Origin of the sequence: Cyclonatronum sp. (assembly GCF_022565315.1) — a bacterium.
Lineage (GTDB): Bacteria > Bacteroidota > Rhodothermia > Balneolales > Cyclonatronaceae > Cyclonatronum.
This window is the reverse complement of record NZ_JAIUMX010000032.1, coordinates 20,172-32,928: the sequence shown is the minus strand read 5'-3', so window position 1 is coordinate 32,928 and position 12,757 is coordinate 20,172. Positions and strand designations below refer to the sequence as shown.

General features: G+C 54.7%; 14 protein-coding genes. 8 read left to right on the top strand and 6 right to left on the bottom strand.

Going from position 1 to position 12,757, the window contains the following annotated elements:
* The 8 genes from LAT75_RS07310 to LAT75_RS07275 all read left to right on the top strand — a co-directional run.
* Positions 1–831, top strand: an 831-nt coding sequence (locus LAT75_RS07310) for a 3-deoxy-7-phosphoheptulonate synthase (RefSeq protein WP_291481987.1), incomplete at its 5' end; no start/stop codon positions are given.
* A 235-nt stretch (positions 832–1,066) separates the two neighbouring features.
* A complete protein-coding gene (locus LAT75_RS07305) occupies positions 1,067–1,513 on the top strand; it encodes an Hsp20/alpha crystallin family protein (RefSeq protein ID WP_291481986.1) in 447 nt (148 codons plus the stop codon).
* Positions 1,514–1,668: 155 nt separating this feature from the next.
* A complete protein-coding gene (locus tag LAT75_RS07300) occupies positions 1,669–2,214 on the top strand; it encodes a hypothetical protein (protein ID WP_291481985.1) in 546 nt (181 codons plus the stop codon).
* Positions 2,214–3,098, top strand: coding sequence for an aminotransferase class IV (locus LAT75_RS07295; RefSeq protein WP_291481984.1), 885 nt, complete (start codon positions 2,214–2,216; stop codon positions 3,096–3,098). The genes LAT75_RS07300 and LAT75_RS07295 overlap by 1 nt, the downstream gene beginning before the upstream one ends.
* Positions 3,098–4,411: an anthranilate synthase component I family protein gene (locus LAT75_RS07290; RefSeq protein ID WP_291481983.1), complete on the top strand. Its 1,314-nt coding sequence runs from the start codon at positions 3,098–3,100 to the stop codon at positions 4,409–4,411. Before LAT75_RS07295 ends, LAT75_RS07290 begins: the two co-directional genes overlap by 1 nt.
* Before the next feature lie 146 nt (positions 4,412–4,557).
* A complete protein-coding gene (locus tag LAT75_RS07285; RefSeq protein ID WP_291481982.1) occupies positions 4,558–6,060 on the top strand; it encodes a sigma 54-interacting transcriptional regulator in 1,503 nt (500 codons plus the stop codon).
* A gap of 109 nt (positions 6,061–6,169) precedes the next feature.
* On the top strand, positions 6,170–6,388 hold the full coding sequence (rpmE, locus tag LAT75_RS07280; RefSeq protein ID WP_291481981.1) for a 50S ribosomal protein L31: 219 nt from the start codon (positions 6,170–6,172) through the stop codon (positions 6,386–6,388).
* 123 nt (positions 6,389–6,511) lie between these two features.
* Positions 6,512–7,153, top strand: a complete 642-nt coding sequence (locus tag LAT75_RS07275; protein ID WP_291481980.1) for an MBL fold metallo-hydrolase — start codon at positions 6,512–6,514, stop codon at positions 7,151–7,153.
* Between the two features lie 42 nt (positions 7,154–7,195).
* Here the strand turns inward: LAT75_RS07275 and LAT75_RS07270 are convergent, their stop codons facing one another.
* The 6 genes from LAT75_RS07270 to pyrE all read right to left on the bottom strand — a co-directional run bounded on the left by LAT75_RS07270 (position 7,196) and on the right by pyrE (position 12,583).
* Positions 7,196–7,813 (bottom strand): tetratricopeptide repeat protein, encoded by a 618-nt coding sequence (locus LAT75_RS07270; RefSeq protein WP_291481979.1) that lies wholly within the window; start codon positions 7,811–7,813, stop codon positions 7,196–7,198.
* Positions 7,814–7,881: 68 nt separating this feature from the next.
* A complete protein-coding gene (locus tag LAT75_RS07265; RefSeq protein WP_291481978.1) occupies positions 7,882–8,409 on the bottom strand; it encodes an LptE family protein in 528 nt (175 codons plus the stop codon).
* A 17-nt stretch (positions 8,410–8,426) separates the two neighbouring features.
* Entirely contained in the window at positions 8,427–9,767 is a 1,341-nt protein-coding gene (locus tag LAT75_RS07260; protein ID WP_291481977.1) for a sigma-54 dependent transcriptional regulator, read from the bottom strand.
* 129 nt (positions 9,768–9,896) lie between these two features.
* Positions 9,897–11,270 (bottom strand): tRNA (N6-isopentenyl adenosine(37)-C2)-methylthiotransferase MiaB, encoded by a 1,374-nt coding sequence (miaB, locus tag LAT75_RS07255; protein ID WP_291481976.1) that lies wholly within the window; start codon positions 11,268–11,270, stop codon positions 9,897–9,899.
* Between the two features lie 116 nt (positions 11,271–11,386).
* A complete protein-coding gene (locus LAT75_RS07250) occupies positions 11,387–11,881 on the bottom strand; it encodes a hypothetical protein (protein ID WP_291481975.1) in 495 nt (164 codons plus the stop codon).
* A 54-nt stretch (positions 11,882–11,935) separates the two neighbouring features.
* Positions 11,936–12,583, bottom strand: coding sequence for an orotate phosphoribosyltransferase (pyrE, locus tag LAT75_RS07245; protein WP_291481974.1), 648 nt, complete (start codon positions 12,581–12,583; stop codon positions 11,936–11,938).
* Between the last annotated feature and the right edge of the window lie 174 nt (positions 12,584–12,757).

Below are 12,757 nucleotides of genomic sequence, written 5' to 3'. Positions count from 1 at the left end.
GGCTTTGCCGACCTGCACCACCCCGAGTACTGGGAATTGAACTTCATGAAAAACAACAAGTTTTATGATGAATACGCCAAAATGGTGAGCTCCATCACCAACGCCATCCGGTTCATGGAGGGCATACTGCCTACCGAGCTCGTTAACCTGCGGCAGGTCGAAATGTTCACGAGCCATGAGGCGCTGAACCTGTACTACGATTCGGCACAGACCCGCCGCTCGCCACACAAAGACGGCTGGTACAACATGAGCACACACCTGCCCTGGATCGGCAACCGCACCCGCGACCCGAAGGAAGCCCATGTGGAATACTTCCGCGGCCTCAAAAACCCGATCGGCATTAAAGTGGGGCCTCCGTACGATATCGACGAAATCGCGGATTTGGTACAGCTCCTCAATCCTTCCAACGAGGAAGGCAAAATCACCCTCATCACGCGCTTCGGCAGTAAAATCGTGGAAACCGAGCTTCCGAAGCTGATCGATAAGATTGAAGGCCGCGGGCTGAAAGTGCTGTGGAGTGCCGACCCCATGCACGGCAACACTTTCGCGACCGAGAGCGGCATCAAAACCCGCGCCTTCGACGACATCATGGATGAAATTCGCAAGAGCTTTGCCGTTCACCGGCAGATGGGCAGCATCCTTGGCGGCGTGCATCTCGAAATGACCGGCGAGGACGTCACCGAGTGTGTGGGCGGCGCCAACGGCCTCAACGCGCAGGGCCTGAGCACCAACTACCAGAGCTACTGCGATCCGCGCCTCAACTACGAGCAAAGCCTCGAGCTCGCCTTCATGATTTCCCGCGAGTGGAAAGCGAGCCAAAAGAAAAAATAACAATGAGGTTGCTGCACGCTTTGTCAGTACCGGGCTGACCATTCGGCACACCGGTCTGACGCTGCTTCAGGACTCCTGAAAATTTTGCAAACCCCGCCTGACAGTTCGTGAGGCGGGGTTTTTATTTTGTCAGGCTGCGGTTTGCTTTTTTGCACTGGCACAGGCTTTGCCTTTTTGTGGGTGAAACTGATTAATAAATCAAACCAAAACCCACCTCTTTAAAAGGAGAAAAGCTATGACACTCGTAAGATTCAGAAACGAACAGAACCTCGATAACATGATTCCGAGAACCTTCTCAGAAATGCTCGATACCTTCTTCGATAACGCCGCCGGAACCCGTGCAATCGACCGCAGCGGCATCTTCCAGCCCGGCGTTGACATCGTTGAGCACGACAACAAGTTCGAAATTCAGGTGAGCCTGCCGGGCCTCAAGAAAGAAGAAATCAGCATCGAACTTGAGGACAACACCCTCACCATCAGCGGTGAGCGCCGCAGTGAAACCGAGGACAAAACCAAAAAGTACCACCTCGTTGAAACCCGCTACGGCAAGTTTACCCGCTCTTTCACCCTGCCGCGTAACATCAACCGCGACAGCATTCAGGCTGCGATGGAAGACGGCATCCTGAACGTGAGCATCGAAAAGAGCGAAGAAGCTGTAAGCCGCAAAATCCAGATCGGATAAGCGCAGCTTCGCGAACATCAGCAACAGCTGATTCCGGTTCACAGGCCGGTCTGCCAGGTGCAGGCCGGCCTTCTTTTTTTGCGGAAACGGCTTAGTAAGCCGGCCGTGTTTGTTTGCTTAATGATGTTTTCACCCGCCCTGCCTATATTCCGCCCATGCGATTAGATCAAAAATATTTCATCCCGTTTATGCTTGTTGTAGCGGGCATTTGTGTGGTGCTGATTGTCTTCTTCAATCTCCGCTTCATGGGCTCGCAGCAGCAGCGATTTGCCGAGCGCGTGGGCGACGGGCAGGCGCACCTCGAGCAGCTGTACCCGGCTTTTTTTGAGGCCGGCGACATCCGCCCGGCCGACTTCACCGGAGAGCAGCCGCTCATTCTGCTGTTCTGGTCTTCCTGGTCGGGCCGCTCCGACGAGGCACAGCAGGACCTTTTCCGGCGCATATCAGCCCACAATCCGCAGGCCGTAGTGATTTCGGCCGCCGTGAAAGACAACGCGGAATTTGTGCGCGAAATCGCCGAAATCCACGGCTACCCCTTCATTTTTGTGGACGGCACCGAGCATTATAACGATGTGCGCCTGCCCGGTCTGCCAAGCCTGATTGCGTTCCGCGCCGACGGCAGCCTCTTTGGCTCGCGCCTCGGTTTCACCGGTGCTGCCGATTACGACTTCCTCGACGCCCTCCTGAAAGGGCAGCCCTGATGCAGCAGCCTGTTCTGTTCAACCGCCGCCTTGTTTCATCGGGGGATGCCCTCATCCCGGCTGACTCCCGCGCCGTCGCCCTGGGCGAGGCCTGTTTCGAAACCCTGCGCGTGTACCCCGGCGGGAAAGTGCTCGGCTTCGCACATCACATTACGCGCCTGATGCGCGGTCTGGATCAGCTCGGCTACGATGCCGCCCGGCACCGGGATGTTTTCGACCCGGAATCCGCCGCCGCCGACCTCTTCCGCCTGCTCGAGGCCTGCCGCCTCACCGAAAGCAGCGCCCGCGTGCGGATTCAGGCCGGGCGCAGCGACCGGAACAGCATCCGTGATTTTGAGAGTCCCGCTGATTTTTTTTGTATGATGACGGCTGCTGAGCTCAAAACGTCCCCCAAAACCGTAGCCCTGCATCCGGGAGATTTTCGCCGCTTACCGCCGGAAGCAGCCGATCCCTCGGTGAAGTGGAGCTTCTACCTGCCCGCGGTTCAGGCCCTGCAGCAGGCCCGCGCTGCAGGTTTCGGCGAAACCCTGTTTTGGGATGCGGCCGGAAACCTCGCCTGCGGGGCGCTCTCCAATATTTTTCTGGTGAGCGGCAGCGCCGTATTCACGCCTGCGCTCGAAAGCGGCGCTCTGCACGGCATCACCCGCGCCCTGCTCATCGAAGCCCTGTATGAAGCCGGCATCCCGGTGAGGGAACAAAACCTGAGCCGACGCGATCTTGAGGCGGCCGAAGCCGTTTTCCTCACCAACTCGGTCACGGAAATCGCGGTCGTGAGCCGGATCGGAGAGCTGCACAAAGCCACCGATCTGCCGATGCTGCAACGCATCACCACCATTTTCGACGCTTACAAAACCCAAAACCTGCAGCCCCTTCGCCCGCTTTGATGCCGCACTCCCTCAAGCCCGGACAAATTGACGCGCTCATCCGCGCGCTCAGCGCGCACCTCCCGCTCGTGATGCTCGAAACGCAGGATACGGGCGTGGCCCTGATCGCAGCTGGCGCACGCGCCACCCTCCAGTGCCGGGATTCTGAGACCATACTTCGTGAGGGCGCAGGAGCCATCACCCGAAAAGAAAAAAATCCCTGGGAAGCCCTGCAGGCATTCCGGGAGGCCTACCCCGAAAGCCGGATGTTCGGCTACCTCGGCTACGACCTCAAAAACGGACTCGAAAAGCTGCGCTCGGAAAATCCCGATCCGATTGGCGCGCCGGATTTATTTATGATGGTGCCTGAAAGGGTGATGCGCTTCGAGGCCAAAACCGGCCTGTTTGAGCTGCTCGAAGGTCCGCCGATGCCGGAGGACTGGCTCGCGCTGATGGATGGTGCGACAGCGGACATCCCGCCCTTTGATTTCCGGCTGAATGCCGGCGGAGAAGCCGGGCGCGAACACTACCTGCAAATTATTGAGCAGGCGCAGCGGGCAATTTTCGAGGGCGACTATTACGAGGTGAACCTCAGCCGCCTCATTTCTGGCAGCTACGAAGGCGACCCCTTCGACCTTTACGCGGCCATGCGCAGGCGCGGTCCCGTGCCGTTCGGGGCCTGGCTGGCTTTTGATGAGTTCCGCGTTTGCTGCGCCTCACCCGAGCGCTTCCTGAAGCGCGAAGGCCGCCGGCTGATTTCGCAGCCCATAAAAGGCACGGCGCCCGTGCTGCCTACGGATGCCGAAAATGCGCGCATCGCGGCTGAGCTGCTGGCCTCCGAGAAAAACCGGGCCGAAAACCTCATGATTGTGGATCTGGTGCGGCACGATTTCAGCGCCGTTTGTGAGCCGGGTTCGGTTCGGGTGCCCGAGCTGTTTACGGTCAAAAAATTTGCGACTGTGCATCAGATGGTTTCTACCGTTGAGGGCCGGCTTCGGCAGGGAACGGGCGCGGTGCAGGCGCTTGCGGCCTGTTTCCCAATGGGCTCGATGACCGGCGCGCCGAAAATAAGCGCTATGCGGGATATCGAGCACCTGGAGGACTACCGCCGCGGCATTTACAGCGGTGCCATCGGGTACATAGCTCCGGAGGGCGATTTCGACTTCAACGTGGTGATCCGCACGGCCATCTGCCGTAAGGGGCAGCTTTTTTACCCCGTTGGCGGGGCCGTCACGGCAGATTCAGATCCCGCTGAAGAGTGGGAGGAAACCATCGTAAAAAGCCGCGCCCTAACCCAAAGCCTCAAGGCGGTTGCCGGCAAAGAAGCCGGCTGAACGCAAGCCGCGGGCGCATCAAATTTCATGAACAGCCGCGATTTCTGAATTAAATCAGAAACCAGCGGGTTTGAAAGGTCAGCATACAGCACGGGAAAACCTGCATCCGCCCGTGCAAACCATCACCTTGAAAAACCGGGAAACCTATGGAAACAAGCGCCAAAACGCTTGGAGAGCTCAGGAAATCTGGCTGGAAATCCAAATCAGTTAAAGAAGAAATCAGGACAAACCTGATCCGCTCGATTAAAGAAGGCACTCACATTTTTGAAGGCATCAAAGGCTACGAAAAAACAGTGCTGCCGCAGCTGCAGCACGCGCTGCTGTCAAGACACGATTTTATTCTGCTCGGACTCCGGGGTCAGGCCAAAACCCGCCTCATCCGGATGATTCCCCGCCTGCTCGATGAATACATCCCTGCTGTTGAAGGCTCCGAGCTCATGGATGATCCCTACAATCCCATTTCCGCGTTCGCCAAACAGCTCACAGCTGAAATGGGTGATGATACCCCGATCATCTGGATCCCCCGCGAGCAGCGCTTTGCTGAAAAACTCGCAACCCCCGATACCAGCGTAGCCGACCTCATCGGCGATATCGACCCCATCAAAGCGGCGACTGAAAAGCGGAGCCTTGCCGATCAGCTTGTGATCAACTACGGCCTCATCCCCCGCATGAACCGCGGCATTTTCGCCATCAACGAGCTGCCCGATTTGCAGCCGCGCATTCAGGTGGCGCTGCTTAACATCATGCAGGAGCGCGATATTCAGATCCGCGGCTTCAACATCCGCATCCCGCTCGACGTGCTCATGGTGTTCTCGGCCAACCCGGAAGACTACACCAACCGCGGCAACATCATCACCCCGCTCAAAGACCGGATTGACTCGCAGATTATCACGCACTACCCGAAATCAATTGATGTAGGTGTGGATATCACCGGTCAGGAAGCCTGGGTTTCGCGGAACGGAAGCGAGCTTGCGATTCCGTACTTCGTGCGTGAAATTGTGGAGCAGGTGGCCTTCGAAGCGCGGAAATCGGAGTTTGTGGATCAGAAAAGCGGGGTTTCTGCCCGTATGACCATCACAGCAATGGAGCAGCTGGTATCGGCGGCCGAGCGGCGGAGCATCATTACCGGCGAGCCGGTTTCGGTGCGCATTTGTGATTTGTACCACATGGTGCCGGCCCTCACCGGAAAGCTCGAGCTCGTGTACGAAGGCGAGCAGGAAGGTGCTGTAAACGTGGCCAAGGTACTCATCGGTAAGGCGGTGAACACCATCTTTAAAAAATATTTCCCCGATCCGCAGAACAAAAAGAAGGCCGGCACTACCTATCAGGCTATAGTGCAATGGTTTGGCAAGGGGGGTAAAGTTGAGCTTGCTGACGATCTGCCGCAGGCCGGCTATCAGAAGCGGCTCTCTGCCGTTGAAGGTCTCGAAGATCTTGTTCGCAGACAGGTAAAACCCGCGAAAGCAAGCGAAGCCTACATCTTTATGGATTTGATACTCGATGCGCTGCATCAGAACTCCATGCTCGGCCGCGATGACCTCGACCTTACGACCACCTACAGCGACATGGTCGGCAGCATGCTCGGTTCACTCGGTGGCTTCACCGAAGATGATTTCGATGACGACAAAGACCCGAACGATCCATTCTGAGATCGGGAAAGGCAGTAGAAAAGCTGATTCAAGCTTGCATTGCAACTCAGCCTAAACTTGCCTATATTTGAAATCTGTTTACAATTAGCCAAGCAACGAATAGTTCATCATGCCCAAAAAAGATATACATCCGGAATACAACGAAATCACTGTTGTAATGAGCGATGGTTCTGAGATTGTAACCCGCAGCACTATGAAGACCAAAGATGGTACCTACCGTGCTGAGGTTGATTCCAAAAATCATCCCTTCTACAATGAAGACCTGAAAATGATTACGACCGCCGGCCGTGTTGATAAGTTCAACAAGCGCTATGGCAAGAAGTCTTAATTCAGACCCTTTCAGATTTTTATCAAGGCGATGCTCTTTCTGAGGGTTTCGCCTTTTTTTATTGGAGGAAGTTTTTCCAGCCCTTTTTCAGTTTTCCCATCAATCAAGCACCTTTTTATTGATATGATTCAGGTCGAGACGTTTACAGTAAATCCATTTAGCCAAAACACCTTTTTGCTAATCCGTGATCGTGCAGCGCTGTTGGTAGATGCCGGTTTTTCGAAAGCTTCGGAACTTAACGAGATGGTTGATGTGCTCGAAGAGCACAAAGCGAACCTCAAGGCTGTAGTTATCACGCATGCGCATATCGATCATGTAATGGGGCTGCAGCGGGTGCTCGACCGCTATGAGGTGCCCGTTTACCTTTCGCATGCGGATCTTTATCTCTGGGAAAATGCGCACAAACAGGCCGCTTTTTACGGAGCCGATCTAAAACCGTTCGGCTTCATACCTGAGCCGCTTCCGCATGATGTGCCGGTTGAAGTATCCGGGTTCCGTTTCCTGAGCCTGTTCACCCCGGGGCATGCACCTGATCACATCTCGTTATATTTTGAAGAAGACGGCTTTGTGATTGCCGGTGACGCCCTGTTTAACGGCAGTATCGGCCGGACCGATCTTTACAAGGGTGATTTTGAGCTGCTCAAAAAATCCATTCACGAGAAAATCTATACCCTGCCTGACGCAACCGAAGTGCACTGCGGGCACGGCCCCAAAACAATTGTGGGTCACGAGAAGAAATTTAATCCGTTTGTGAAGGCGGAATAAGGCAGATCTAAGCCAGGGGCTGTAACAAAGAAAAGACGTGCATCAGCTGCGAGATGCTTTGAGGCGGCTGATCTCTGCCTTGCATTGTGCGGCCTGATTTTCATCGCGTGCTGCGATTTGAGAGAGTACTTTCACGGCCTCATCGATGCGGCCCTGCTGTTCATAAATTCTGGCAAGGGTAAGTGTTGCAAGGTCGTCGCCGCGTTTTATAGGAGGATGCTTTACTGAACTGTTATCGTCTTTTTCGTTCAGGCGAATTCTTGTGGCGTCGGGGCTTGACAGCTGCTGAATGAGGCGGTCGATATCTACAAAAAAGCGGTGATCGCGCTCAGGCTGATGCATACTTTGCCCGGTGTATTTGCTTTCAAAGGCCGGAAGCCAGGCTTCAAAATGATCGGGGTGCTGGAAATAGTAGGGGAGGTAATTGAAGAAGGGCGAGCCCGGGGCAAAAGCTTTGGCCATTGAAGCACATTTGAGCGCATTAATCTGATCGCCCGATTGCAGGTACAGCCATCCCAGCAGGAAGTAGCCTACGGCATCGTTGCCGCGGCGCTTGAGGTGTTTATGAAGTCCTTCGATGGCTTTATCCGGCTTGCGGGTAAACAACTCAAGATGGCTTTTTAAAGACTCCGGAAGCGGAAAAGGGAAGGATTTCATCATACAAAAAAAGAAATGTCAGATTCGGTAAGTAGTTGGGAATTTAGCAGCTTACAGTTTGCAGCTTGGCTCTACCAGCTGCCGAGGGCATCGTTGAACATATTTCGGGCAATGGCCTGAAGCGCTTCTATTGCAGCTTCCCGCTCGCCGTCGATCGGGTCTTCGTTCGGGTCGAATTCAAACACGCCGTTGAAATTTCGGGTCCATTCAGCCTCATCGCGGCTTTGGTATTGATAGGTAGCCCGAACGGTGATTTCCACGCGGTTCAGGTCGGTCCGGTCTTCGCCCGAAACGCTGAAGGGCCTGTTCCGGTAACTTGTGATGGTGCCCTCAAAAAATATATCGGCCTCATCCGGACTTGAGGACAGCCGGAGGCGGCTTTGGTTCACAAATCGGTTTATGAGAGCTTCGTTGAGGTCTTCAGATAAAAAACCAAGGCCGGAATTGGAGTTATCGGGGAAAAACGGGATGTAAACCGTACGCACATCTGAAGGTATGGAAACCCCGGTAAAGCTGTAGCTAAAGCAACCAGCGAGCAGCAGGCTGAGGGCTGCTGCTGCCAGACAGATTTTCAGCCTGATGAAAGATGTGCGAATCATTCTTGGAGTTTAAATTATCAGGGTTGTAATTCGTACTGATCTATTTTGCGGTAAAGGGTGCGCTCGCTCATGCCGAGCGTTTCAGCTGTTTTGCGGCGGTTGCCGTCGAAGCGTTCGAGGGCGTACTGAATCAGAAATTTTTCGGTTTGCTCAAGAGAGGGTACCTCATCCAGTTTTCGGAGGTAATCAAGCAGTGAGGGGGCATCGGCCAGCTCTTCGTGAGCAATTTCAGCATTCTCGTCGTTTCGTACTCCGTGGCCGGAGGCAGCAGTTTCTTTCTCAACAGGATAGCCGTCATTTTCATAATTCCAGCCCTGCTGCCGGTAGGGCTGCTGATAGCGCGGGTCTGTGCTGCCCGGCGCCCCGAGAAGGGGCAGGGACCGGAGAGGTTTACCATCGCCGCTCATTTGGCTGTAAATGAGCGTGCCCAGCATCTTTTTGATATCCGAAATTTCGGTCCGCAGCTCCAGCAGGGTTGCATAGAACATGTGCCGGTCGCGGTCGTCGGTGCGGTCGTTAAACCCGCTGCTGCCCAGTGCCATGGGCAGGTTATCCGTTGAGCCGTGATGCTGCCGCCCTTTGAGGTATTTCTGAAGTTTTTCAGCGGTTACAAACTGTGATTTTTCCAGCACGACCAGCTGTTCCGCCACATTCCGCAGCTCACGGATGTTGCCCGGCCAGCGGTAGGAAACCAGCAGCGCCTTGGCATCATCCGAAAAGCCCTGAAAAACGGAGTCGTATTTACGCGCATACTCCTCCACAAATTTCCGGAAAATCAGCGGGATGTCTTCCTTGCGGTTGCGAAGCGGCGGGATGTGGATGGTAACGGTATCGAGGCGGTAGTAGAGGTCCTCACGGAAGTGGCCTTTGTGCACGTCGTCCCAAAGGTCGCGGTTGGTAGCGGTGATAATGCGCACATCGGTTTTGCTCACTACGCTTGATCCAACCCGGTAATACTCGCCGTTTTCGAGAATGCGAAGCAGTTTAACCTGCACATTTTTGGGCGTATCCCCGATTTCATCCAGGAAGATGGTGCCGCCGTTGGCCATTTCAAAGTAGCCCTGCCGCGCCTGATCTGCGCCCGTGAAGGATCCTTTTTCGTGCCCGAATAGCTCGCTTTCGATAATGCCTTCGGGGATGGCCCCGCAGTTTACAATCACCAGTTTTTTGTCTTTCCGCTCGCTAAGGCCGTGAATCACGCGGGCCATCACATCTTTACCCACGCCACTTTCACCCCTGAGTAAAATGTTGATTTTGGTCGGGGCAACCATGGCCGCTTTGTTAAGCACGCGCATCAGGCTGTCGGAATCGCCGATCAGCCCGTACTTTTCCTGAATTTTCCGAATGTTGTCGTTCATAGCCAAATCCTGATTTTTGGAGGTTTGCCAGCTACTCAATTTGCGCACAAGCTTTATTCCAATTTGTACTTGCAGCGAAAAAAAAGGCAGCGAGCCCATGGCTGCGTGCCTTTAAGTGATTTCCGGAATTTAAACCCGAACCGGTTCTGCCTGCTGCATCCGGCTGAATTCCTGAATGGAGCTCCGGCCGAGTGGCTCGCCCTTAAGCGTAGCCGAAGTACTGTCCGTAATGCGCACCATAATGTACTCGCCCGGCTGATAGTCCATGCGGTCGAAGACCACCATTTTGTTGGTGTCCGTGCGGCCATTGAGCTGATCGGCGTTGCGCTTGCTTTCGCCTTCAACCAGCACCAGATGGGTGCGCCCGATTTCCTGCTTGTTGGCTTCGGCCTGATTGCGCATCTGCAGATCGATGATTTCGGAGAGCCGGCGCTTTTTTACATCCTCGGGGATGTCGTCTTCATACTTGCGGTGCGCAAGGGTGCGCTCGCGCTCAGAGTAGGCGAACATGTAGGCGAGGTCGTAACGCACGGTTTCCATCAGCGAGAGCGTATCCTGATGCTGCTCTTCGGTTTCCCCGCAAAATCCGGTGATGATATCGGTGGAAAGGGCAACCCCGGGGATGATTTCCTTCATGCGCTCGATCAGGCTGAGGTACTCCTCGCGGGTGTACGGCCGGCGCATGCGCTTCAGCACTTCGCTGTTGCCGGACTGCGCCGGGATGTGGATGTAATTACAGATATTCGGCCGCTCATTGATGATGCTCAGCAGCTCATCGGGGAAGTCCTTCGGGTGGGAGGTTGAGAAGCGGATCCGCATCTCCGGGTTAATGAGGCTCGCCCGGTACATGAGCTCGGCGAAGGTTGTGCCGTTGTCGTTGTACGAGTTCACATTCTGACCCAGCACGGTAACTTCTTTGTAGCCGCTGTCGCTGAGCTGACGAATTTCGTCGAGAATCGAATCTATCGCGCGGCTGCGCTCGCGGCCCCGGGTGAAGGGCACTACGCAGAAGGAGCACATGTTGTCGCAGCCCCGCATAATGGAAACGAAGGCCGTAACGCCGTTGCCGGTGGTGCGCACCGGAGCGATATCGGCGTAGGTTTCTTCGAGGGATAGAATCACGTTTACGGCTTTGCGGCCGTCATCAACCTGAGCCAGGAGGTTTGGAATGTCGCGGTAGGCATCGGGCCCTACAACAAGATCGACCAGTTTTTCTTCGTCCAGAAATTTTTCGCGGATGCGCTCAGCCATACAACCCAGCACGCCTACAATCTGCCCCTGCTGATTTTTTGCCCGAACGGAGCGGAGATATTTGAGGCGGTCCCAAACCTTGCGCTCGGCATTGTCGCGGATGGAGCAGGTGTTAACAAAAACGATATCGGCCTGTTCGGGCGTGGCTGCCGGCTTGTGACCCTGATCGGACATGATGGAGTTCACGATTTCAGAGTCAGAGAAATTCATCTGACAGCCGTAGGTTTCAATAAAATAGGTTTTCTGTTCCAAGGTAGGGTATTGCGTGTTGGGTGTGAAAGATCGGTTTAAACAGCCCCGTTAAAGGCAAACCTAAAGATAAGCATTTTTAGCTTTTATGGCACGGTCGGGCTGACTTTTTGTCAGCTTCAGAGCCCGCATGCTTCGGCGAAATGATCCCGAAGCCGGATGGTTTGCTGCAGGGCGGCGCTAACCTGTAAGCCGTCGGGCAGGGCAGAGGTATCGGCTTCAGCTTCATCGAAGGCGTCGGGGTTCCAGAGGCTGCGCTGACGGTCTATTTCAGGGATGAAGCCGGAGATGCGGTCGGCGGGAAGCCCGATAAGCTCGTGATGAAACCGGTGCCAGCCGTTGTGGATGCGCTGAAACAGCAGGAAAAGGCCCGAAATCAATCGTTCATCACCGCTGTCTTCGCAGGCCTGATACAGGTTTCGGTAGCTTTGCAGGTCGAGGCACAGGGCGTCGAGCTGTGCGGTTAAGTCTGCCAGCTGTTCGGCCGGTGTTAGAGGCGTATCCTCTGTTTCGTATCTGCTGCGGTTGTACCGCAGGCGCTGAAGCGTACCGATGGCAAGCAGCTGTGCTGTTGACCAAAACTGAAAGTCGCTCTGCTTCTCTGCTGATGACATTTGGGAACTGCTTAAAGGGTGAACTTGCTGATGCGTGCCGCGCGTGTTTCTCCCCTAAAAGCCCTTAGGCCAGGTTTCTGGGTTTTTGCGCCATGCCGTGAGCAGCTCGAGATCCTTTTGCGCCACAAAGCCGAATTTAACACCCGCTTCGAGCAGGGTGTCGTAGTTGGTGAGGGAATGAATGCTGAGCCCGCGCTCCTCAAACCGGCTGTGCGCCAGCGCGAAGCCGTAGTTGAAAATGGAGACAATGCCCAGCACTTCAACGCCAATAAATTCAAGGGCTTTGGCTACCGAAATGGCGGATTCGCCCGTGGAAATGAGATCTTCCACAATTACGGCTTTTTCCCCTTTCTGAATGCCGCCTTCGATCTGATTGGTAGTGCCGTGCTGCTTGGGTTTGCTGCGAACGTAGGCCATGGGCTTGTTCATACGGTCGGCAATCCAGGCGGCATGCGGGATGCCGGCTGTAGAGGTGCCGGCAATTACATCAACATCCGGGTAAGTTTCCCGGATAAAAGCGGTGAAGTGATCGGCGATTGCCGTACGAAGCTCAGGATGCCGCAACGTGAGGCGGTTATCACAATAAATAGGTGAGTTCCAGCCGGAGGTCCAGCGGAAGGGCGTATGCGGCCGCAAAATGACGGCGTTGATTTCGAGCAGGCTGATAGCCAGCTCTTTCGCGAATTTTTGATTGATGATCATCTCTTTAAAAACGTTCTGATATGAAAAAAGCCTTCTTCAGGCTCTTGAAAATCTTGTAGCTATGGTGCTTGTTCCTGTAACAGGCTTAGCTTTTTAATTGACAAACAGTGCGTGAAGTTTTTCCTGAAATACGGTTAATGCAGAGGACTGTTTGAGTGCATGTTTAGAAAAGTC